The following is a 22500-nucleotide window of genomic DNA, read 5'->3' as shown; positions in this document are numbered from 1 at the left end:
CTCAGGACTCCAGAGCTTCGAGCTTGATGCGAGTGATCGAGCGAGCCATTTCACCGGCCTGCCCCGACGCACTTGCGAGTGCCACCAAGGCCTCTTCGTAGGCCGTGCGCGCTTCATCGCGGCGACCGGCTGCGGTCAGCACATCGCCGCGCAAGTCGGCGTAGCGTGCGCGCAGTGCATCGTGCGGAGCCGCATTCAAACGGCTTAGCGCTTCGTCGTACTGCCCTTCATCGAACAGCAGAACGGCGAGGCGAAGGCGTGCGATGTCACGCAGCACCGGCTCGCTGCCTTTGTATGCCACCCACTCGAGTTGCGCACGGGCATTTTGCAGATCACCGCCTTCGACCTGTACGGACGCCGACAACAATGCCGCCATCGCGGCATACGGCGAACGCGCGTAGCCCTCCACCAACTGTCCGGCGGCGTCGCGCACACGGGCCGGCTCGCCTTCCGCTGCGGCCTGCTGAACGGCGGCATACAACCCGGCGGCCTCGCCTGCCTGTTTGTTCTCGTACCACTTCCAACCCTGCCAACTGATCGAGCCCACGGCTGCGGCGACGATCAGCGCGGTGACGTACTTGCCGTACTGATCCCACCAGGCCTTGATCTGAGAGAGCTGTTCCTGCTCCTCGAGGTCATAGTGCGCCATCTTCGTCCTCGTCCTCTTTGAATAGATATTCGACTACCGCGTCGGCCAACGAAGCAAGCGCGATGCGCTGCTGTGCGCCCGCGCCGCGCAAGGGCTTGAGCCCCACTTCGCCGGCGGCGGCTTCATCTTCGCCGATGATCACGGCAAGCATCGCACCGCTGGCATCGGCCTTCTTCATTTGCGACTTGAAGCTGCCGCCACCGCAGTGCATCAGCACGCCGAAGCCGAAACCACGTAAAGCCTCCGCCGCGCGGAAAGCCATGCGCTGGGCTTCGGCGCCCGAAGCGACCACATACACATCAGGCTGCTGTCTTTCGGCCTTGCCGCCGCTTTCCTGCCACAACGCCAGCAGACGCTCGATGCCGATGGCAAAGCCCGCGGCAGGCGCGGGCTTGCCGCCAAGCAACTCGACCAAGGTATCGTAACGACCGCCAGCGCAGATCGTACCCTGCGCGCCCAGCTTCGTCGTGACCCATTCGAATACCGTGCGGTTGTAGTAATCCAGACCGCGTACCAGCCGATGGTTGATGCGGTAAGGCACACCGGCATCGCGCAGAACACGCTGCACGCCATCGAAATGCTCAAGCGATTCGGCGCCGAGATGGTCGTGCAGTTTCGGGGCAGCCTCGACAATCTCCTGCAGCGCGGGATTCTTGGTATCGAGAATGCGCAGCGGATTCGAATACAGACGACGCTTGGCATCATCGTCCAGCACATCCTGGTGCTGTTCGAGATAGGCGATGAGCGCAGCGCGATGCGCCTTGCGCTCTTCGGCCGAGCCGAGCGAGTTGATCTGCAACTCGACATCCTGGATGCCCAGGTCGTCCCACAGGCGGGCGCACATGAGGATCAGCTCGGCATCAATGTCCGGCCCGGTAAAATTGAGCGCCTCGACACCGATCTGGTGAAACTGACGATAACGCCCCTTCTGCGGGCGCTCGTGACGGAACATCGGGCCGTGGTAGTACAAACGCTGGCCGCCGCCATGCAGCAAGCCATGCTGAATCGCGGCGCGCACGCACGAAGCCGTGCCCTCGGGACGCAGCGTGAGGTTCTCGCCGTTAAGGGCATCTTCGAAGGAATACATTTCCTTCTCGACGATGTCGGTGACTTCGCCGATGGCACGCTTGAACAGCGGCGTGTGCTCCACGATGGGCATGCGGATGGGGCGGTAACCGTAGCTTTTGAGCCAGTCGCGGACGATGTCCTCGAAGTGCTCCCAGAGTTCGGCGTCGTCGGGCAGGATGTCGTTCATCCCGCGCACGGACTGAAGGGTGTTTTGACTCATTGAGTGTTTTCGGTGTCGCGGGCAGCGCCCGCCTTTTTCGGATACTTGTTGGCGACGTATTCGTCGACGATGGCGCGGAACTCCGCGGAAATGTTGTCGCCGCGCAGCGTAACGACCTTCTGGCCATCCACATACACCGGCGCCGCCGGGCTCTCGCCGGTGCCCGGCAAGGAGATGCCGATGTTGGCGTGCTTGCTCTCACCTGGGCCATTGACCACGCAGCCCATCACCGCCAGCGTGAGGTTCTCGACCCCGTCGCGCTCTTCACGCCACGTCGGCATCTGCGCCCGCACGTAGTTCTGGATGCCGGACGCCAGCTCCTGGAAGAAAGTACTGGTGGTGCGGCCGCAGCCCGGACAGGCGGTGACCATCGGCGTGAATGCACGCAGCCCCATGGTCTGCAAGATCTCCTGCGCCACCACGACTTCTTCGGTGCGCTTGCCGCCTGGTTCGGGCGTGAGCGACACACGGATGGTGTCGCCGATACCTTCCTGCAGCAGCACCGCGAGCGCGGCAGTCGAGGCGACGATGCCCTTGGAGCCCATGCCGGCTTCGGTCAGCCCGAGGTGCAGCGGGTAATCGCAGCGTCGCGCCAGATCGCGATACACGGCGATCAGATCCTGCACGCTGGAAACCTTGGCCGAGAGAATGATGCGGTCACCGGCCAGGCCATACTCCTCGGCCTTGGCGGCCGACTCCAGGGCCGACACGATCAGCGCCTCACGCATCACCGCGCCGGCATCGCGCGGCTCGGCGAGCTTGGCGTTCGCATCCATGATGCGCGCCAGCACCGACTGATCGAGGCTGCCCCAGTTCACGCCGATGCGCACCGGCTTGTCGTACTTGCAGGCGATCTCGACGATGGCGGCGAACTGAGGGTCGCGCTTGGTGCCTGCGCCGACGTTGCCGGGGTTGATACGCAACTTGGCCAGAGCCTCGGCGCAGGCCGGGTATTTGGTCAGCAGCGTGTGGCCGTTGTAGTGGAAGTCGCCCACCAGCGGCACGTCGATGTTGAGCGCCAACAGGCGGTCACGGATGTGCGGCACGGCCTTTGCGGACTCTTCGTTGTTCACCGTGATGCGCACCAGCTCCGAGCCTGCCCGAGCCAGCTCGGCCACTTGCATGGCAGTGCCCAGCACATCGGCCGTATCGGTGTTGGTCATCGACTGCACCACCACCGGCGCGTCGGAGCCGATCGCAACACGACCGATACGCACCTGCCGCGTGACGCGACGATCTGCCGCTGAAGAGAATGAAGAGGTCACGACTTACTCCACCGTCAACCGGGCCACACCGCCCGACGAGGTATGCGGGGCCAGATCGACGGCGCGACCGGCATGCTCCAGCTCAACCCCGGCAGCATTGCCGATGGTGACGGCAAAGGGGCGCTGCCCTTGTACTACACGCACGCCGCCGGCATCACTCAGGCCGGAATACAACCTGCGGTCGCCGCCGTCGCGCACTTCGATCCATGATTCGCCCTTGAGGCGGAAGACCAGACGCCCCTGCGCCGAGGCAACTCCGACTTCAGCCTCGGCCACAGCAGGCGCCTCCACGACAGGCGGAGCCACCGGAATGATCTCAGCCGTAACCACTGGCGCCGCCGGCCCGCTCGCATCGGACAGCGCCTCCGCCGGCACGACTGGCTCGTTGGCCGGCTCGGCCTCGGGAGGCTGCAGCGTCTCTCCGGCTTCGTCATACGGCGCGAGCCCGGGTGTCTCGACATCAGCCGGCGCGACACCACTTTCATCGACGGTGACCGACTCGACTTCAGGGTTCGGATCGAAACCGTCGAAATACCAGGCTAGCGCCAAGCCTACTGCGGCCACCAGCAACACCGGCAGCAACAGCCTGCGCACTACCGGCCGACCGCCCGAAACCGGCAGCGTTCCGCGGGCATTCCCGAGCGGGCGCAGCTCGACATTCGAGGAGGCTGCCGCAACGCCCAAGTGCGCAGCGATCATCGGCTCGACATCGACGCCCAGATAACGCCCGTAGTTACGCACAAAACCCTTCACGAATGCGGGGCCGGGCAACTCCGAAAACCGTTCGTTCTCGATGGCGTCGATCTGGCGCTGCGACAGCTTGAGCGCCATGGCAACTTCGGACAACGACTCTCCACGCGCTTCGCGCGCCGCGCGCAACACGGCGCCCAACGGCGGCAGCTCTTGTTGTGGCTGAAAATCGTCGTCCGGACTCTGATCACTCACTCGTATTCACCCTTTCTCATCAACAGGTACTGCGGCGAATCCTTGAATCGCCCCGCCAACTGGGCGGCATAGCTGGCCTCGGCGGCACGGTTTCCAAGCTTGCGCTCGACGCGCATACCCAGCCACACCGACTCGGCAGAAGGCTCTGTCTGCTGGTGTAGCGCCACCAACAAGCGCTGCGCCGTGGGGTAGTCACCCTTGTGATAAGCCACTTCGGCGAGACCGTACTGCGCGGCGAGGTTGTCCGACTGCAAGGCCAAGGCCCGGCGGAAGCGCGCCTCGGCAAGCTCGTACTCCTGCAGGCGCAGATGACACAAGCCAGCATTGGTTTGCGGGCGCGAGGGAAAGCGGTAATACGGGTTGCGCGCCGCAATGTCGAGTCGGCGCAGACCGTCCTGCTCCTCGCCGTTCAGGCACTGGAACCAGCCATAGCTGTTATTGAAATCGGGGTCGTTCGGCGCCGCCGACAACGCGCGACGGAAATTCTCGCGCGCCGCCGCGTCGTCCTCGATGAACATGTACACCAGCCCCATCAGGTGGAACGCCGGTGCGTAGCTCGGCATGTGCGCCAAGGCGATGCGTGCTTCATCCAGTGCGACGTCGTAGCGGCCGATTTCGAAATACGCCGTACCGAGTTCGACATGCACCAGGGCTCCGCGCTCCGACTCGGAGGATGGCGGCAAATCGAGCAAGGGGCGATCCGCCACTGGGGCGCTGCCACCGAAGCCGCCTCCAGCGCCGCCGGCCGCACAACCGGTCAGCAGCACCACACCCGAAACCAGCGCAAGCACCCAGGTACGCTTCATCGCCACTCCCTCATGTATTGACCAGCCGCAGCGTGCGCCGCGTGCGATCTTGCACTTGCCCGGCCAGCTGCCCGCAGGCCGCATCTACGTCATCCCCACGCGTCTTGCGCGTGGTTGTGACGATACCGGCTTCGATCAGGATGGCCGAAAATTTCCGGATGCGGTCGGCATTGGAGCGCCGGAACTCAGAACCCGGGAATGGATTGAACGGAATCAGGTTGAATTTGCACGGCACGTCACGCACCAGGCCAATGAGCTGGCGTGCGTGCTCTTCCGTGTCATTGACGCCGTCGAGCATGACGTACTCGAAGGTGATGAAATCGCGCGGCGCGCGTTCGAGGTAACGCCGGCACGCCGCCATCAACTCGACCAGCGGATACTTCTGGTTGATCGGCACGAGTCGGTCGCGCAATTCGTCGTTCGGCGCATGCAGCGACACCGCCAGCGCCACCGGGCATTCATCGCGCAGGCGATCCATCGCCGGCACGATGCCCGAGGTCGACACCGTCACTCGCCGACGCGACAAACCGTAGGCGTGATCATCGAGCATCAGACGCAGGGCCGTGACGACGTTGTCGAAGTTGGTCAAGGGCTCGCCCATGCCCATCATCACGACGTTGCTGATGATGCGCCCGTTGTCCTTTTCACCGGCGTCCAGATCGGGCGCAGCGTCACGCGCCGCACCCAGCAGACGGTTGGCCAGCCACAGCTGCCCAATGATCTCGCCCGCCGAAAGGTTGCGGTTGAAGCCTTGCTTGCCGGTCGAGCAAAAAGCGCAATCGAGGGCGCAACCAGCCTGCGACGAAATGCACAGCGTGCCGCGACTAGTTTCGGGGATGAATACGGTTTCGACCGCGTTGCCATTACCGACATCGAGCAGCCACTTGCGCGTGCCGTCTGTGGACAGGCTGTCCCGCACCGGCTGCGGCGCGCCGATCACGGCCATCTCCTTGAGCTTCGCACGCAGCGACTTGGCAACGTCGGTCATGCCGTCGAAGTCGTCGCAGCCTTCGCGGTGAATCCAGCGCGTCACCTGACGCGCACGGAACGGCTTTTCGCCGAGTTCCGCGAACCAGGCGGCCAGACTGCCGCTATCGAAATCAAGAAGGTTAACCGGCTTGCTCATGAATTCGTGCGGCCGGCGCCTTGCGACGCCGGCCGGCATCCTTAGCGGGAGTAGACGTCCAGACCCGGGAAGAAGAAAGCGATTTCAACCGCAGCGGTTTCCGGGGCGTCAGAGCCGTGCACTGCGTTGGCGTCGATGGAGTCGGCGAAGTCCGCGCGGATGGTGCCGGCTTCGGCTTTCTTCGGATCGGTCGCGCCCATCAGATCGCGGTTCTTGGCGATGGCGTTTTCGCCTTCCAGCGCCTGGATCATCACCGGGCCGGAGATCATGAACGACACCAGATCCTTGAAGAAGGGGCGCTCTTTGTGCACCGCGTAGAACTGGGCTGCTTCGCGCTCGGACAGGTGCGCCATGCGAGCTGCCACGACCTTCAGGCCGGCATCTTCAAAACGCTGATAAATCTTGCCGATCACGTTCTTGGCAACAGCGTCGGGCTTGATGATGGAAAGGGTGCGTTCGATGGCCATGCAAAATCTCCGAGGGGTTCGATCTGCCGCGTGCGACAGGGTTTGGATAAAGCCTTGTAGTTTAACAGTGATGCTTGCCTTTCTCACGCGCTTTCCGCGCAGTGGAGGGGCGCATCACCCCCCTTCCGGCCGGAAGCCCGTCGCACGGTAAATGTCGCGCAACAGCCCCTCCCCCACGCGGTCGGCAACACTGCGGTGCACCGGCAACAACGCACGGCGAAACGCTGCGCGCTGCTCTTCAGTCAGCTCGTGCACCTCGGTGGTTCCCGCCTCACGTATCGCCGCGAGTGCGGCTGCATTCTCCTCGCGAGCGATACGGTTGGCATAGATCGTAGCCTCGCGCATGGCACGCTCGAGCTGGCGCCGCACGCTGCGCGGAAGATTGTCCCAAAAGCGTTTATTGACGATGACGGCGTAGCCGAGATAACCATGCTCGGTAAGCGCCAGATGCCCCTGCACCTCATGCATGCGTTGCGTGTACAGGTTCGAATGCGGGTTTTCGGTGCCGTCCACAACCCCCACCCGCAGGGCTTCATACACGTCTGAAAACGCCATCATGTGCGGAACGGCACCCAACGCCTGCATCTGCTCTTCGATCACGCGCGACGACTGGATGCGCATGCGCTTGCCCGCCAGGTCGGCCGGCGTTCGCAGCGGCGTGTTGGCAGAGAACGACTTGAAGCCATTGTCCCAATACGCCAAACCCTTGATCCCGCGCGATTCGAGCAGATCGAACAAACGCTGGCCGATCTCGCCTTCGGTCACCGCCCGCAGGGCAGCCCGATCATTGAAGATGTAGGGCAGATCGAAGACTTCGAACGCCGTAGCACCAAGCACGCTGAACTTGGCCAGCGACGGCGCCAACATCTGCACTGCGCCCAGCTGCAGCGCCTCCATTTCCTCGCGGTCGGCGTACAGCGAACTGTTGGCATACACCTCCACCCGCACCCGCCCATCGGTCAGCGCTGCCGCACGGCGGGCAAAGAATTCAGCCGCCTTGCCCTTGGGCGCATCGGGCGCCACGACGTGGCTGAAGCGAATGATGATCGGCTCATCAGCCCATGCAGACGGCAACAATGCGCCGAAACACATGGACAATACGAGCGGCATGAGATATTTCAATGCACAGTCTCCTGCGGCAATCGACCGCAAACCATTCGTGACACTCAGGCGCCGCACAAAATGGACACCCGCTTACAGCCCACCGCTCAGGCCCCGCACTGGGCCTCCCGACTGCCTTATGCAGCGCTGGTGCTGTTCGTGCTTCTTATCAGTGCGCTGATCTGGCTCACCCGCATCCACGACGACGACAGTCAGCGCCAGACGCTCATCAGCGATGTGCTGTGGATGGAGCAGAGCCTGCAGTTCCAGCTCGACCGCAACGCCGCGCAGCTGGCTCAGCTCGGCCCGGAGCTGGTGGTCAGCAACATCGCCACCCAGACCGACGCGCGCCTGCGGCAGTTGCTCAGAGCCGACAACGGCCTCACCCGCATCGTGTGGCTGGACGCCAGCGGAAACATGCTGGGCATGCTGCCCACCCTGTCCGATACGCCGGCAAACCAGGACAAAGTGGGTCTTCAGACCGTGATCGACCCGGACCTGTCGCGCCTTGCGCGCACCATCGGGCGCCCGGTGTACGGCCCGATCTATCCGGCCAGCGGCGGCGGACACCAGTTCGAAGTGCATATCCCGGCCTTCTCGGATCACGGCCTTCTGGGGCTCAGCGTGGGAGTGTACTCCCTCGAAGGCCTGCTCGCGCGCGAGCTCCCCTGGTGGTTCACGGAAAAGTACCGGGTCAGCGTCATCGACTCCGAAGGCCGCGAGGTCACCTCGCGCTCGCGCGACGCAACGCTGTCAGAGACACATACCTACACCATGGCGTTCGACCCCCCCGGGCACGGCCTGGTGTTGCAGATCACCGCGTACAAGAGCGACATCCGCTGGATTCCCGCCCTGCTGATCACATCGATCCTCGCGCTGGCCATCATCCTGCTGTGGAGCTTCTGGCAGCTGCGGCTGCAGTTGAAGCGGCGCGTGGCCGCGGAACACGCCCTGCGCGACGAGACGCTGTTCCGCAAAGCCATGGAAGACTCCCTCCTCACCGGCCTGCGCGCACGCGACCTGGCCGGCCGCATCACGTACGTCAACCCGGCCTTTTGCAACATGGTGGGCTATCGGGAACAGGAACTGATCGGCCTGCGCCCGCCCATGCCGTATTGGCACCCGGAACACATCGAGCGCCTGCAGGAAATCCACGACATGATCCTGGCCGGCCAGGGGCCGCGCGCCGGGGTGGAAGTGAAACTGCGGCGCAAGAACGGCGAAGAGCTTGACGCGCTGATTTTCGAGGCTCCGCTGATCGATGCCTCGGGCCGCCAGACCGGCTGGATGGGCTCGATCATGGACATCACCGAACGCAAGCGGGCACGTGAGCTTGCGCGCCAGCAGGACGAACGCCTGCAGGCCACCTCGCGCCTGATCACCATGGGCGAGATGGCCTCCACCCTCGCCCACGAACTCAACCAACCGCTGGCAGCGATCAACACCTATACCAGCGGCTGCCTGAACCGTCTTGCCGAAGGCGAAGCCGACATCGACGAGCTGCGTGACGTGCACGAAAAGATCGCCCGCCAAGCCTACCGGGCGGCCGCCATCATCCACCGCGTGCACGATTTCGTTCGCCGCTCCGAGCCCAAGCGCGAGCGCGTGGCACTCAATGACGTGGTTCGCGAGGCCATCGAGTTAATGGACGCCGATGCGCGCAAACGGCAGATGCGCGTGTCGCTGCACTTGGCCCCGGCCATGTCGGCACTGGCCGCCGATCCGGTGATGATCGAGCAACTGGTGGTGAATCTGGTGCGCAATGGCATGGATGCCGTCGCCACCCTGCCCAGCGATCAACGCGTGATCATGGTCACGACCGAGGAAAAAAATGGCAATCTGATCATGCGCGTGGCGGATCGCGGCCCCGGCATCCCGCCGGATCTCGCCAAGCGCCTGTTCGAACCGTTCTTCTCCACCAAACAGGAAGGCATGGGTATGGGTCTGAACATCTGTCGCTCGATCGCTGAACTGCACCACGGCCGGCTCACGTTCGAGGCCGGCCCGGAGGGCGGTGCCGTATTCATCCTCACCCTGCCCATCGAACTGGAATCTGCCACGGCATGAACACACCCTGCGCACACATCGTCGACGACGACGAAGCCATTCGCGACGCCCTGCAATGGCTGCTCAAGACCCGCAAGATGCCCTGCACGACCTGGGCCAGCGCGGAGGAATTCCTTGCCGCCATCGGCCCGGACTGGGCTGGTTGCGTGGTGCTCGACATCCGCATGGAAGGCATGAGCGGCCTCGAATGCTTCGACGCACTGCACGCACGCGGCAACACCCTTCCCGTGATCTTCATTACCGGGCACGGTGACGTGCCGATGGCCGTGGCGGCACTGAAGAACGGCGCCTATGACTTCATCGAGAAACCCTTCAACGATGGTGACCTGATTGCCGTCATCCAGCGCGCCATGGAGATCGATGCCGAGCACCGCCAGGCCGAAAGCGCCAGCCATGCCGTCAGCGAAAAGCTCACACTGCTGACGAGCCGGGAGCGTGAGGTCATGAACCTGATTCTGGAAGGCAAATACAACAAGGTGATTGCTGACGAGCTGAACATCTCGATGCGCACCGTCGAGGCCCACCGGTCGCGCATTTTCGAGAAGATGTCGGTGCGTTCCGCCGTGGAACTGGCCCAGATGCTCAAAGGAGTCAGCCTGTAGCGCAAGCTCAAGCGCCGTCGGAGTCGCGCACCCACTCCAGTTGCACGCCAGGCTCGCCGAGCGCACAGACGGCCTCCGGGTTCAGGCCGATACCGCCAATCCACACTGGCGCCCCGTCGACGTATAGCACCGGCAGGTATTCGCGCAGCCAGGCCGGCATGCCCGCTTCCTGACACAGGTTCTTGAAACTGCGCCGCGGTCGCCCCGGCGCGATGCGCATGCGCAGGCCTTCGCCGCGCGCGCTCAGCCTGACGCTTTCCGCAGCCTGCAGAAGCCTCAATGACAGCCCTTCACCCGTCGCCACGCGGTACACCACCCGACCGCCGGCCCACTCCACCTCACCCTCGGCACCCGGTCGCCAGTTCGTCGCGGAGGGCACAGCGTCCAACGAACGTTCGACCCACAACGAGCCTTGGTGCATGCAGCACGCGGCACCACCCAGCGGCAGATACAAGGACACCGCCGCGCTCTCCCGCAACTGACGCACGGCCTCGATGAGACGTGCGCGTGACGGGGCATCGAAGCCCAGGGCGTGAATGCGCCATCGAATGAGGTTGCGCAGGCGGCTGTCGGACAAGGCCTGCACCGCCTCCACGCGCCAGCGCCAACTCCCTCCGCACGCAACGGCATCCAGTTCGGCCAGATCAGCCAACAAAGCGTCCGCCTCGCGAAAGTTGTCCGCCGAGCGCGCCAGCATCGCGCCGGCTGCCGGAAAAACAGCCTCCAAACACGGCAGCACCTCGTGCCTCAAGCGATTGCGCACGTGACGCACATCGGCGTTGCTCTCGTCCTCGACCCATGCGAGGCTGGCAGATTGCGCATACGCCAGAATTTCGTCACGCCGCGTACCCAACAAGGGGCGCAGACGACGCGACGCGACGGGCGCCATGGCACCCGCACCACGCACGCCAGCGCCACGCAACAAGCGGAACAGCACAGTCTCGGCCTGGTCGTCCCGATGATGGCCGAACACCAGCCAATCAACCTCTACGGAGGCGAGCGCGGCATGGCGCGCCTCGCGCGCGGCCGCTTCCAAGCCATCCGGATGGTCGCGGGGGACGGTCACCCGCAGCGCCGAAAACGGCACATTCAAGCGGGCGCACGCTTGAGCACAATGCTCGCGCCACTGCTCGGCATACGGACTGATGCCGTGATGCACGTGCGCCGCACAAAGAGAAAAGCCGCTTGCAGAGCGCAAGCCGGCCAGAACGTGCAGAACGACGGTCGAATCGACACCGCCACTGAAGGCCACGCACACCCGCGAGGCCCGACCCACGCGCGCCTCGGCCAATACGGCCGCGACGCGCGCAATCAGAGCGGACTCAGGCTGCGCCCTGGTCCTTGAAACGGCCATAGCTCATGAGCCGTTCGAAACGACGCTCGAGGAGTTCTTCCACCGGCAGATCGATCACCTGGCGCAGGGCCTCTTGCAGGGCCTTTTGCAAACGCATGGCCATGTCGGTGTGATCGCGGTGCGCACCACCCACCGGCTCCGGCACGATGGTATCGATCAGGCCGAGTCCTTGCAGACGGTCCGCCGTAATACCCATTGCCTCGGCCGCCACCGGCGCCTTGTCCGCACTCTTCCACAAAATGGAAGCGCACCCCTCAGGCGAGATCACGGAGTATGTCGAGTTCTGCAGCATCAGCATCTGATCAGCCACCGAAATGGCCAATGCACCGCCCGAACCACCCTCACCGATCACCGTGGAAATGATGGGCACCTTGAGCTCGGCCATCACGTACAGATTGCGGCCGATGGCCTCGGACTGGCCGCGCTCTTCGGCGCCGATACCGGGGTACGCGCCCGGCGTATCGACGAAGGTGAAGATCGGAAGGCCGAACTTCTCGGCCATGCGCATCAGGCGCAGGGCCTTGCGATACCCCTCGGGGCGCGGCATACCGAAGTTGCGAGCGATTTTTTCCTTGGTGTCACGGCCCTTCTGGTGGCCGATGACTACACAACTTTGCCCACCGAAGCGCGCCAGACCACCCACGATGGCCTTGTCGTCAGCGAAGGCGCGATCACCATGCAGCTCATGGAAATCGCTGAAGATGTGCTTGACGTAATCCAGCGTGTACGGGCGCTGCGGGTGCCGCGCGACCTGAGAAATCTGCCAAGGCTGAAGCTTGGCGTACAAATCGCGGGTGAGTGATTCGCTTTTCTTTTCCAGCCGCTCGATTTCACCGGAAAGATCGACGGCGGGATCGTCCTGCACGAAACGCAGTTGTGCGATTTTTTCCTCGAGTTCGGCAATCGGCCGTTCGAACTCCAGAAACGTGGTTTTCATCATCGCTGCCCCAGCATATCCGATTGAAGGTCCGTGCACCCGCCGCAAGAGGCAGCGCGCGACCCATTAAACCTCGCATTGTAACCGCAGCTCGCCGAGCCACGCATGCGGGACGCACTCACCCCGAATGACAACGGGCACCCTGAGGTGCCCGTTCGATGGCTCAAACGCCCGCCGAATACGGCATGCAGACCTGATCAGTCGCTGTTGAACACGCCCAGCAGGTGCAGCAGGCTGGTGAAGAGGTTGTAGATCGACACATACAGCGTGACGGTGGCCATGATGTAGTTGGTCTCGCCGCCGTGAATGATGTTGCTGGTCTCCCAAAGGATGAGGCCGGACATCAACAGCACGAACATTGCCGACACGGCCAGCGACAGCGCCGGCATGTTGAAGAAGATCGCCGCCAGACCGCCCAGGAAGGCAACCAGGATGCCGACCATCAGGAAGCCGCCCATGAAGGAGAAATCCTTGCGCGAGGTCAGCGCATAACCCGACAGCCCCAGGAAGATGGCAGCGGTGCCGCCCATGGCCTGCATCACGATCTGGCTGCCGTTGGGCAGCGACAGGTAGGCGGAGATGATCGGACCCAGCGTATAGCCCATAAAGCCCGTCAGCGCAAAGACGGCAAAAATGCCGCCAACGCTGTTACGCAGCTTGGCAGTCAGGAACAGCAGGCCGAAGTAGCCGACCAGCGTCAGGATCAAGCCGGGATGCGGCAGACCCAAAGCCATCGACACGCCTGCGATGGCTGCGGAAAAAGCCAGCGTCAGCGAAAGCAGAATGTAGGTATTGCGAATGACCTTGTTGGTGGCAAGCACCGAGGTTTCGCTACGGTTACCGGGGATCGTGCGATCGATCATGGAAACACTTCCTCCTGATGTTTAATCCGTTTGCAGGCACCGCGAGGCGGGCCGTATGCGCTCTATGACTCACTGATAATAACCGAGTTCCAGCGCATTTCTACGTCTTGCGGGCATGTATGACGAGTGCAATTCCGGCCAGCGTTGCGGCCGCAGCCAACAGCAACCGCCCGCTCAGCGGCTCCGACAGGAGCAACGCACCTCCAAACAGTGCGATTACCGGCACACTCAGCTGCACACTCGCTGCCACTTCTCCACTCAGCCCTCGCAATGCGGCATACCAGATGGCGTAACCGACGCCGGAGCCCAGCGCGCCGGAAAGCACCGCAAGCACAGCCCCCTCCAAATCGACGCGGAGCCACGGCAACACCAGCAAGGCCGCCACCAAAGCCAGCGGCACGCTGCGAATGAAGTTGCCCGCCGTGGTTGCCAGCGGATCGCGATTGCCGCGCCCCAAAAGCGAATAGACGCCCCACGCAGCACCGGCTGCAATCATCAGCAGCGCCGGCCCCGGAGCCGGAGCCGACGCGCCCGGCAGCAACAAGGCCACCAAGCCGCCGAAGGCCAGCGCCATGCCGATGCATTGCAGCCCGCTCGGCCGCTCACCGCGCCACACGGTGTGGCTGATCATCGTGGCCTGCACCGCACCGAACAGCAGCAAGGCACCTGCCCCGGCGGAAAGGCCGATATAGGCGTACGAGAACGCCACGGCATAGATGAACAGCACACCCGCCGAAATCCAGTCTCCCCCGGCTGCGCCATCCCGGCCGGCGCGGCGCAACAGCAGCCAGAGCACGAACGCACCGGAGGCCATGCGGATCAAGGTGAAACTGGCTGGGTCAGTCGCGGTATCGCGCAGGGCAGACCTGCACAGCAGGGAATTTGCAGCGAAGGCGAGCATTGCCAACGCGGTGAGGGCGTAGATACGCGCCATGCTGGCTCCGGAGGGATGAAGCGCCGTGACTCAGATGCTATCATCCGCCCCCTGCAGCGCCGGGCTGACGGATACGAAAGAAGTACGAATTCGAGTGGTGCCGGGAGAGGGACTCGAACCCTCACGCTGTTACCAGCGGCGGATTTTGAATCCGCTGCGTCTACCGATTCCGCCATCCCGGCGGGAAAGAGCCGCACATTATCCATGAGCCACCCGCAAGCGGCAATACGACGATGCCACTGACACTCGAAGATTTTGATTATCCGCTGCCGCCCGAGCGGATCGCCCAGCAACCGTTGGCCGATCGCAGCGCCAGCCGCTTGCTGCTGCTTGAGGGCGATCAGCTCGAAGATCGCCTGTTTCGCGACCTGCCCTCGTTGATCGAGCCGGGCGATCTGTTCGTGTTCAACGACACGCGGGTCATTCACGCTCGACTGCTCGGCACCAAGCGTGACACCGGCGGGCGCATCGAGGTGCTGGTGGAGCGCGCCATCGGCACGCACGAGGCGCTGGCACAGGTGCGCGCCAGCAAATCTCCGGCGACCGGCACGGTGCTGCACCTGGCCGACGCCTTCGACGTCACGGTGGTTGGCCGCGTCGGCGAGTTCTTTCATTTGCGCTTTCCAGCCGACGAAGACCTCTTCGCCCTGCTCGAACGGCACGGCAAGCTGCCGCTGCCGCCGTACATTGACCGCGCCGCCGACGAGGCCGACGAAGCGCGTTATCAAACGGTGTATGCGCGTGAGCCGGGTTCCGTTGCGGCGCCCACCGCCGGCCTGCACTTTGACGAAAGCATGCTGGCCCAACTACGCGAGCGCGGCGCCAATATCGCCTACATCACGCTGCACGTCGGCGCCGGCACCTTCCAGCCAGTGCGCGTCGACGACTTGGGCGAGCACCGCATGCACCGCGAGCGCTATGTGATTCCGCGCGATACGGTCGAGGCCATCCGCCGCACCAAGGCGGCCGGCAAGCGCGTCATTGCCGTCGGCACCACCTCGCTGCGTGCACTCGAAGGCGCCGCACAGGACGGCCCGCTTGCGGCCGGCTCCAGCGATACGGGGCTGTTCATCCTGCCCGGCTTCCGCTTCCAGGTCGTGGACGCCCTGATCACCAATTTCCATCTACCGAAGTCGACCTTGTTGATGCTGGTCTCTGCCTTTTCGAGCATGGACACCATCCGCCGCGCCTACGCGCATGCGATTTCCGCCGAATACCGCTTTTTCAGTTACGGCGACGCCATGTTCATCGCCCACCGCAACGATGCAATTTGATCTTCTCGCCACCAGTGGCGCGGCCCGTCGCGGCCGTCTGAAACTTGCCCACGGCACGGTTGAAACCCCGGTGTTCATGCCGGTCGGCACCTATGGCACGGTCAAGGCCATGACGCCCGAAATGCTCGAGGGCATCGGCGCGCAGATCTGCTTGGGCAACACTTTTCACCTGTGGCTGCGCCCAGGGCTGGACGTCATCACCGCACATGAAGGCCTGCATCGCTTCATGGCTTGGGACAAACCCATCCTGACCGACTCTGGCGGCTTTCAGGTGTTCAGCCTGGGCGCGCTGCGCAAGATCACGGAAGAAGGGGTGAAGTTCGCCTCTCCGATCGATGGCGCCAAACTGTTCCTGACACCGGAAGAGTCGATGCGCATCCAGACGGTGCTCAACTCCGACATCGTCATGATCTTCGATGAATGCACCCCATACCCGGCAACGCGTGACGAGGCGGCAAAATCGATGCTGCTCTCGCAGCGCTGGGCACGCCGTTCGCGCGATGCTTTCGACTCACTCGCCAACCCGAACGCACTGTTCGGCATCGTTCAAGGCGGCATGTACGAAGACCTGCGTGACGAATCTTTGGCCGGACTTGAAGCCATCGACTTCCCGGGGTACGCGATTGGCGGCCTGTCGGTCGGCGAGCCCAAGGAAGACATGCGACGCATCCTTGCGCACACCGCGCCGCGCTTGCCCGTGGACAAGCCGCGCTACCTGATGGGCGTGGGCACTCCGGAGGATCTGGTGGCCAGCGTAACCGCGGGCATCGACATGTTCGACTGCGTCATGCCCACGCGCAATGCACGCAATGGCTGGCTGTTCACCCGCTTTGGCGACGTCAAGATCAAGAATGCCTTCCACAAGGCGGACACCCGACCGCTCGACGAAAGCTGCAGTTGCTACACCTGCCGCAACTTCAGCCGAGCCTACCTGCATCACCTGCACCGCACGGGCGAGATCCTCGGCAGCATGCTCAATACGGTGCATAACCTGCATTACTATCAGACGCTGATGGCCGAACTGCGCAGCGCCATCGAACAAGACGAGCTGCCGGGATACTCTGCACGCTTCCACGCCGAGCGCAGCCGTGGTGCGTAAACCGTGGAAGCCACTGAGCTCTTGAGTAAACTCCTGTTGCTATAATGCCCCGTTCGACAACCTAACTCGGAGACTAGAGTGTTCATTTCCAACGCATATGCACAGGCAGCCGGCGAATCGGCTGCCGGTGGCTTCATGGGTCTGCTGCCGCTGATCCTGATGTTCCTGATCCTGTGGTTCCTGATGATTCGTCCGCAGATGAAGCGCGCCAAGGAGCACAAGGCCATGGTCGCCGCCCTCGCCAAAGGCGATGAAGTCATTACCCAGGGCGGCATGGCCGGCCGCATCTCCGATATTGACGAAAGCTTCGTGCACCTCGAAGTTGCCGATAACGTGAACATTGTTGTCCAGCGCGCGGCTGTTGCTACCGTGCTGCCGAAAGGTACCTTGCGCGCAGCCTGATGCCGCATCCCCGTCACGCATGGCCTGCGGCCGTGCGTGACATCCCCCGGCAGCCCGTGCTGCCGCAAGCTTCCGACACGAGTCCAGAATTTCCTCATGAACCGCTACCCGCTCTGGAAGAACATCCTGATAGGCCTGGTGCTGCTCTTCGGCCTGCTCTACACCATCCCGAACTTCTATGGCGAAGTACCTGCCGTTCAGGTTTCCAGCGGCAAAGCCACGGTTCAGCTCGAAAATTCGTTGATCCCGCGCCTGAGCGAGACGCTCGGCGACGCTGACCTCACGCCGACCGCCACCTTCGCGGACGAGAACAGCATCCGCTTCCGCTTCACCGGCACCGAAGAGCAACTGCGCGCCCGCGACATCATAGAACGCCAACTCAACCCCGATCCGACCGACCCGAGCTACATCGTCGCGCTGAACCTGCTGCCCGCCACGCCGAACTGGCTGACGTCGCTGAACGCCCTGCCGATGTATCTCGGCCTCGACCTTCGCGGCGGTGTGCACTTCCTGCTCGAAGTCGACATGCCCGGCGCGATCACCAACCGTCTGGAGTCCACCAGCGGTGACCTGCGCACCCAACTGCGCGCCAACCGCATTCGCCACAGCGGCATCGCCCGCGAGGGCAACACCGTGGTGCTGCGCTTCCGCGATGCCGAACAACGCGATGCCGCGCGCCGCGTGATTTCGTCCAGTTCCAATGATCTGCAACTCGCCGACCGTAACCTGGGCGACAACGACCTGCGGCTGGTAGCCACCCTGCTGCCGACGGCCGAACAAACCATCCGCGAATTCGCGATGTCGCAGAACATCACCACGCTGCGCAACCGCATCAACGAACTTGGCGTGGCCGAGCCGATCATCCAGCAGCAAGGCGCCAACCGCATCGTCGTCCAATTGCCGGGCGTGCAGGATGTGGCCCGCGCGAAGGACATCCTTGGCCGTACCGCAACGCTTGAAATCCGCATGGTCGATGACACGCCGGGTGCGCTTGAAGACGCGCTCAACGGTCAGGTGCCCTTCGGCACCGAACTCTTCACCGAGCGCGGCGGCAACCCGTTGCTGGTGCGCAATGAAGTCATGCTGACGGGCGACCGCCTGACCGACGCCCAGCCCGGCTTCGACGGCCAGACCAACGAGCCGGCCGTGCACCTGACGCTCGACTCGGCAGGTGCCCGCATTTTCCGCGACATCACCCGCGAGAACGTCGGCAAGCGCATGGCGATTCTGTTGGTCGAACGCGGCCGTGGCGAAGTGGTCACGGCACCGGTGATTCGCACCGAAATCGGTGGCGGCCGTGTCCAGATCTCGGGCCGCATGACGGTTGAAGAAGCCAACAGCGTCGCCCTTCTACTGCGCGCCGGCAGCCTGGCCGCCCCGATGCAGATCATCGAGGAGCGCACCATCGGGCCGAGCCTTGGCGCCGAGAACATCTCCAAGGGCTTCAACTCGGTGCTGTGGGGCTTCGTTGCCATCGCCGTATTCATGATCATCTACTACACGCTCTTCGGCGTGATCTCGGTAATCGCCCTTACCGCCAACCTTGGGCTGCTCATCGCGCTGCTGTCACTGCTTCAAGCCACGCTGACGCTGCCGGGCATCGCCGCGATGGCACTTACGTTGGGTATGGCCATCGACGCCAACGTGCTGATCAACGAGCGCATCCGGGAAGAGCTCCGCGCCGGTGTCAGCCCACAGGCTGCAATCACCGCAGGTTACGAGCGCGCCTTCGGCACCATTCTCGACGCCAACGTCACCACCTTGCTGGCAGGCATCGCGCTGCTGGTCTTCGGCTCGGGGCCGGTGCGCGGCTTCGCCGTGGTGCACTGCCTGGGGATACTGACGTCGATGTTCAGCGCCATTCTCGTTTCGCGCATGCTCGTGAACTTCATCTACGGCCGCCGTCGCAAGATCGACAAGCTGGCGATCGGTTAATCGGAATAAGCAGAGGTCGTAGCCATGGAAATGTTCAGACTCAAGAACGACATCCCCTTCATGCGCCATGCGCTGAAGTTCAACATCGTTTCCCTCATCACCTTCACCCTGGCGGTGTTCTTCATCGCCACGCGCGGCCTGAACCTGTCGGTCGAATTCACCGGCGGCACGCTGCTGGAGATCAACTACGCTGAACCACCGCGTGTTGAAGACATCCGTCAGGCACTTTCACGCGACGGTTACACCGATGCGCAGGTGCAGAACTTCGGCAGCTCGCGCGACATCCTTGTACGCCTGCCCAACCGCGATGACCTCGACACCAACACCGTGTCCGAACGCGTCATGGCCACCCTGAAGGGCGTCGAAGGCGCTTCGCCGGATCTGCGCAGGGTAGAGTTCGTCGGCCCCCAGGTCGGCAAGGAGTTGGCCTCGGATGGCGGCATGGCTCTGCTGTTCGTGCTGATCGGCATGATGGGCTATCTGGCCATGCGCTTCGAGTGGCGCTTCGCCCTGTCAGCCAGCATCGCGAACTTCCACGATGTGCTGATCATCATCGGCTTCTTCGCGTTCTTCCAGTGGGAGTTTTCGCTTGCCGTGCTGGCCGCGGTCCTGGCGGTACTGGGCTACTCGGTGAACGAAACCGTGGTCATCTTTGACCGCGTGCGCGAGACCTTCCTGAAACGCCGTGGCATGAACACGCCCGAAGTCATCGACCACGCCATCACACGCACCATGTCGCGCACCGTCATCACCCACGGAAGTACCTTGATGATGGTGTTGTCGATGCTGATCTTCGGCGGCGAGACGCTGTACTACTTCGCTCTGGCGCTGACGATCGGCATCGTTTTCGGCATCTACTCTTCGGTGTTCGTTTCCAGCCCGCTGGTCATGTGGCTGGGCGTGTCACGTGAACAGTTCATCAAGCCCAAAAAAGAGAAGGAAGAGGCCGTCGTCTGAAGGCGGCTCCTCCAGAAACAAAAAGCCCCGCACAGCGGGGCTTTTTGTTGGGGCCGATACAACGGCTCACACCGCAAAATAATGCTTCACTCGCAAGGTCTCACCGCGTTCGATCAGGCCGAAAAGTCGATCGATATTCGGATGCTTGCCGGGGTTGGAGCGGGCATCTTCGGTATGCTCGGCATACAGTTCCAGCCCTTTGCGTGCAGCTTCCGGCGTGATCGCGCCGTGCAATTGAGCGAGGTGGTTGTACACCGCGAGCGAACCGCCCTGCCCGGGCTTGTTCTCGATGGTCGCCACCGTTTCGTCATTGGCACCAAGCAGCTCCAGAGAGGCCAGATGCGAAACTTTCGGCATTTGCTTAAGGTGATCAGCAAAACTCACTTTGACAATTCCAGCTAATTGATCGAATCAGATGCGACGGGCCAATTCCGCGGCCTTTCCGACGTAGCTCGCCGGCGTCATTTCCAGCAGGCGACGGCGCTCGGACTCGGGGATGGCCAACTGCGCAATGAAGGCATGCAAAGCTTCACGGGTGATGCCCTTGCCACGCGTCATGGCCTTGAGCTGTTCGTACGGGTTCTCGACGGCAAAGCGGCGCATGACGGTTTGCACCGGCTCGGCCAATACTTCCCAGCATTCATCGAGATCCGCCGCAACACGCGCAGGGTCCGCCTCCAGTTTTCCGACTCCTTTCAACATGCTGTCGAGGGCGAGCACGGTATGGCCGAAACCCACGCCCATGTTGCGCAGCACAGTAGAGTCGGTGAGATCGCGCTGCATGCGCGAAATTGGCAGCTTCTCGGAGAAGTGACGCAGCACCGCATTCGCGATACCGAAATTGCCCTCGGCATTCTCGAAGTCGATGGGGTTCACCTTGTGGGGCATGGTCGAAGAGCCCACCTCCCCTTCCTTCAGCTTCTGCTTGAAGTAACCGAACGAGATGTACATCCACACATCGCGACATGCGTCGATCAACATGGTGTTGCAGCGCGCGACGGCATCGAACAACTCGGCCATGGCATCGTGCGGCTCAATCTGGATCGTGTACGGGTTGAACTCCAGCCCCAGGGACTCGATGAAACGTCGATTGAAGCCTTCCCAATCGAACTCGGGCCACGCTGACAGGTGAGCGTTGTAGTTGCCAACCGCGCCGTTGAACTTGGCCATCAACGAAACAGCAGCGATTGCTTTCTTCGCACGCTCGAGGCGCGCTACGATGTTGGCGAGCTCCTTGCCAACGGTCGTCGGGCTGGCCGGCTGACCGTGCGTGCGCGACAGCATCGGCACGTCGGCCAATCCATGTGCGTGCGCACGCAGAGCGTCGATCACACGTTGCAAGGTGGGCAGCAAGACCTCATCGCGACCTTCGCGCAACATCAGCGCGTGAGAGGTGTTGTTGATGTCCTCAGACGTGCAAGCGAAGTGGATGAACTCCGAAACCTTCATCACCTCGGCATTGTGTGCCAGGCGACGCTTCAACCAGTATTCCATGGCCTTCACGTCATGGTTGGTGGTCGCCTCGATCTCCTTCACTGCCTCGCTGTCCTGAGCGGAGAAGGTCCGCACCACTTCATCGAGCTCACCCACCGCAGCGGCTGAAAACGCGGGAATCTCCGCAAGAGCCGATTCGGCGGCCAACGCCTTGAGCCATTCGATCTCCACACGCACGCGGTTGCGAATCAGCCCGTGCTCGGAAAAATGCTCACGCAGGCCTGTAACGCGAGTCTCATAACGGCCATCCAGAGGAGACAGCGCGATCAGGGGGGTAACGGACATGACGGTACTTCCGGAGAAAAGCTGGTATTTTACCGCCCAAAGACTCTGTTTCGTCAGCCAATCCAGTATCAGTCGAATCCGCAGGAAACAATGCGCAGCACATCCCCTCATTCCATCGAAATTTCAGCCGTTCCCCAGTACTTGCCAGAACAGTCAGCGCCCGAGGAGGGGCGCTATGCGTTCGCATATCACATTACGATCCGCAACCGCGGCGAAGAGCCAGCACAGCTGCTCTCACGGCATTGGATCATCACGGATGGGAGCGGCAAAGTCGAAGAGGTCCGAGGTGAGGGCGTTGTCGGCGAGCAGCCGGTGATCGGAGCAGGAGGCGAATACCGCTACACGAGCGGTTCGTTGCTGTCGACGCCGGTGGGGAGCATGCGAGGTTCGTATGCGTTTCGTTTGAGGGGCGGTGAGGCGTTCGAGGCGCCGATCCCGGTCTTCACGCTGAGTGTTCCGGGGGCGCTGAACTGAGCCCTGGGCGGGCATCCGAAGCCTGGCCAAGCGCTTGTTTTCTACTGTCTTTTGTTCTGAAACGCAAAAAGCCCGCTACTTTTAGTAGCGGGCTTTTTGCATATGGGGTTAGTCTGACGATGACCTACTTTCACACAGGTATCTGCACTATCATCGGCGCGGGCCCGTTTCACGTT

At 62.8% G+C, this 22500-nt stretch carries 22 protein-coding genes and 1 tRNA gene; 8 read left to right on the top strand and 15 right to left on the bottom strand.

Annotation, left to right across the window (positions count from 1 at the left end; all coding sequences use genetic code 11):
* Window position 1 precedes the first annotated feature (1 nt).
* The 8 genes from AC6H0W_RS05810 to AC6H0W_RS05775 form a co-directional block, all read right to left on the bottom strand.
* Complete coding sequence (locus tag AC6H0W_RS05810) at window positions 2-649, bottom strand: YfgM family protein (protein ID WP_497576212.1); 648 nt, start codon at window positions 647-649, stop codon at window positions 2-4.
* A complete protein-coding gene (gene hisS, locus AC6H0W_RS05805) occupies window positions 636-1937 on the bottom strand; it encodes a histidine--tRNA ligase (protein ID WP_497576211.1) in 1302 nt (433 codons plus the stop codon). Before hisS ends, AC6H0W_RS05810 begins: the two co-directional genes overlap by 14 nt.
* Window positions 1934-3202 (bottom strand): flavodoxin-dependent (E)-4-hydroxy-3-methylbut-2-enyl-diphosphate synthase, encoded by a 1269-nt coding sequence (gene ispG / locus AC6H0W_RS05800; RefSeq protein WP_497576210.1) that lies wholly within the window; start codon window positions 3200-3202, stop codon window positions 1934-1936. The genes hisS and ispG overlap by 4 nt, the downstream gene beginning before the upstream one ends.
* Before the next feature lie 3 nt (window positions 3203-3205).
* Window positions 3206-4147 carry a RodZ domain-containing protein gene (locus tag AC6H0W_RS05795; RefSeq protein WP_497576209.1) on the bottom strand — a complete coding sequence of 314 codons (942 nt, stop codon included), beginning with the start codon at window positions 4145-4147 and terminating at the stop codon, window positions 3206-3208.
* Window positions 4144-4953, bottom strand: a complete 810-nt coding sequence (gene pilW / locus AC6H0W_RS05790) for a type IV pilus biogenesis/stability protein PilW (RefSeq protein ID WP_497576208.1) — start codon at window positions 4951-4953, stop codon at window positions 4144-4146. The genes AC6H0W_RS05795 and pilW overlap by 4 nt, the downstream gene beginning before the upstream one ends.
* A 10-nt stretch (window positions 4954-4963) precedes the next feature.
* A complete protein-coding gene (gene rlmN / locus AC6H0W_RS05785) occupies window positions 4964-6079 on the bottom strand; it encodes a dual-specificity RNA methyltransferase RlmN (protein WP_497576207.1) in 1116 nt (371 codons plus the stop codon).
* 41 nt (window positions 6080-6120) lie between these two features.
* The gene (gene ndk / locus AC6H0W_RS05780; RefSeq protein WP_497576206.1) at window positions 6121-6546 is read right to left on the bottom strand and encodes a nucleoside-diphosphate kinase; all 426 of its coding nucleotides are present in this window, start codon (window positions 6544-6546) and stop codon (window positions 6121-6123) included.
* Between the two features lie 114 nt (window positions 6547-6660).
* Window positions 6661-7656, bottom strand: coding sequence for a DctP family TRAP transporter solute-binding subunit (locus tag AC6H0W_RS05775; protein WP_497576205.1), 996 nt, complete (start codon window positions 7654-7656; stop codon window positions 6661-6663).
* A gap of 72 nt (window positions 7657-7728) precedes the next feature.
* Here AC6H0W_RS05775 and AC6H0W_RS05770 point away from each other — a divergent pair, with 72 nt between their 5' ends.
* Window positions 7729-9714: a sensor histidine kinase gene (locus AC6H0W_RS05770; protein WP_497576204.1), complete on the top strand. Its 1986-nt coding sequence runs from the start codon at window positions 7729-7731 to the stop codon at window positions 9712-9714.
* Window positions 9711-10316: a response regulator transcription factor gene (locus tag AC6H0W_RS05765; RefSeq protein WP_497576203.1), complete on the top strand. Its 606-nt coding sequence runs from the start codon at window positions 9711-9713 to the stop codon at window positions 10314-10316. Before AC6H0W_RS05770 ends, AC6H0W_RS05765 begins: the two co-directional genes overlap by 4 nt.
* Window positions 10317-10323: 7 nt before the next feature.
* Here AC6H0W_RS05765 and tilS read toward each other — a convergent pair whose 3' ends face one another.
* The 5 genes from tilS to AC6H0W_RS05740 all read right to left on the bottom strand — a co-directional run bounded on the left by tilS (window position 10324) and on the right by AC6H0W_RS05740 (window position 14586).
* A complete protein-coding gene (tilS, locus tag AC6H0W_RS05760; RefSeq protein ID WP_497576202.1) occupies window positions 10324-11670 on the bottom strand; it encodes a tRNA lysidine(34) synthetase TilS in 1347 nt (448 codons plus the stop codon).
* Window positions 11639-12607 carry an acetyl-CoA carboxylase carboxyltransferase subunit alpha gene (locus AC6H0W_RS05755; protein WP_497576758.1) on the bottom strand — a complete coding sequence of 323 codons (969 nt, stop codon included), beginning with the start codon at window positions 12605-12607 and terminating at the stop codon, window positions 11639-11641. The genes tilS and AC6H0W_RS05755 overlap by 32 nt, the downstream gene beginning before the upstream one ends.
* A gap of 197 nt (window positions 12608-12804) precedes the next feature.
* Entirely contained in the window at window positions 12805-13470 is a 666-nt protein-coding gene (locus AC6H0W_RS05750; protein WP_497576201.1) for a Bax inhibitor-1/YccA family protein, read from the bottom strand.
* Window positions 13471-13570: 100 nt separating this feature from the next.
* Window positions 13571-14404, bottom strand: coding sequence for a DMT family transporter (locus AC6H0W_RS05745; RefSeq protein WP_497576200.1), 834 nt, complete (start codon window positions 14402-14404; stop codon window positions 13571-13573).
* Window positions 14405-14499: 95 nt separating this feature from the next.
* Window positions 14500-14586, bottom strand: a tRNA-Leu gene (locus AC6H0W_RS05740).
* Between the two features lie 51 nt (window positions 14587-14637).
* Here AC6H0W_RS05740 and queA point away from each other — a divergent pair.
* The 5 genes from queA to secF all read left to right on the top strand — a co-directional run bounded on the left by queA (window position 14638) and on the right by secF (window position 20071).
* A complete protein-coding gene (queA, locus tag AC6H0W_RS05735; RefSeq protein WP_497576199.1) occupies window positions 14638-15678 on the top strand; it encodes a tRNA preQ1(34) S-adenosylmethionine ribosyltransferase-isomerase QueA in 1041 nt (346 codons plus the stop codon).
* On the top strand, window positions 15668-16777 hold the full coding sequence (tgt, locus tag AC6H0W_RS05730) for a tRNA guanosine(34) transglycosylase Tgt (RefSeq protein WP_497576198.1): 1110 nt from the start codon (window positions 15668-15670) through the stop codon (window positions 16775-16777). The genes queA and tgt overlap by 11 nt, the downstream gene beginning before the upstream one ends.
* Before the next feature lie 78 nt (window positions 16778-16855).
* Entirely contained in the window at window positions 16856-17179 is a 324-nt protein-coding gene (gene yajC, locus AC6H0W_RS05725) for a preprotein translocase subunit YajC (RefSeq protein ID WP_497576197.1), read from the top strand.
* Between the two features lie 96 nt (window positions 17180-17275).
* A complete protein-coding gene (gene secD / locus AC6H0W_RS05720) occupies window positions 17276-19114 on the top strand; it encodes a protein translocase subunit SecD (RefSeq protein ID WP_497576196.1) in 1839 nt (612 codons plus the stop codon).
* A gap of 24 nt (window positions 19115-19138) precedes the next feature.
* A complete protein-coding gene (secF, locus tag AC6H0W_RS05715; RefSeq protein WP_497576195.1) occupies window positions 19139-20071 on the top strand; it encodes a protein translocase subunit SecF in 933 nt (310 codons plus the stop codon).
* A gap of 66 nt (window positions 20072-20137) precedes the next feature.
* On the opposite strand, the gene AC6H0W_RS05710 is transcribed toward secF, so the two are convergent.
* Both AC6H0W_RS05710 and purB read right to left on the bottom strand, forming a co-directional pair.
* Window positions 20138-20455 (bottom strand): DUF2322 family protein, encoded by a 318-nt coding sequence (locus AC6H0W_RS05710; RefSeq protein ID WP_497576194.1) that lies wholly within the window; start codon window positions 20453-20455, stop codon window positions 20138-20140.
* Window positions 20456-20482: 27 nt separating this feature from the next.
* Window positions 20483-21850 (bottom strand): adenylosuccinate lyase, encoded by a 1368-nt coding sequence (gene purB / locus AC6H0W_RS05705; RefSeq protein WP_497576193.1) that lies wholly within the window; start codon window positions 21848-21850, stop codon window positions 20483-20485.
* 90 nt (window positions 21851-21940) lie between these two features.
* On the opposite strand from purB, the gene apaG reads away from it, so the two are divergent.
* Window positions 21941-22324 (top strand): Co2+/Mg2+ efflux facilitator ApaG/CorD, encoded by a 384-nt coding sequence (gene apaG, locus AC6H0W_RS05700; protein ID WP_497576192.1) that lies wholly within the window; start codon window positions 21941-21943, stop codon window positions 22322-22324.
* The last annotated feature ends 176 nt before the right edge of the window (window positions 22325-22500 follow it).

The sequence above is a fragment of the Pseudazoarcus sp. NS20 genome (assembly GCF_059703745.1).
Note: the sequence above shows the minus strand (reverse complement) of the source record. Positions and strands in the feature narration are given on the sequence as shown.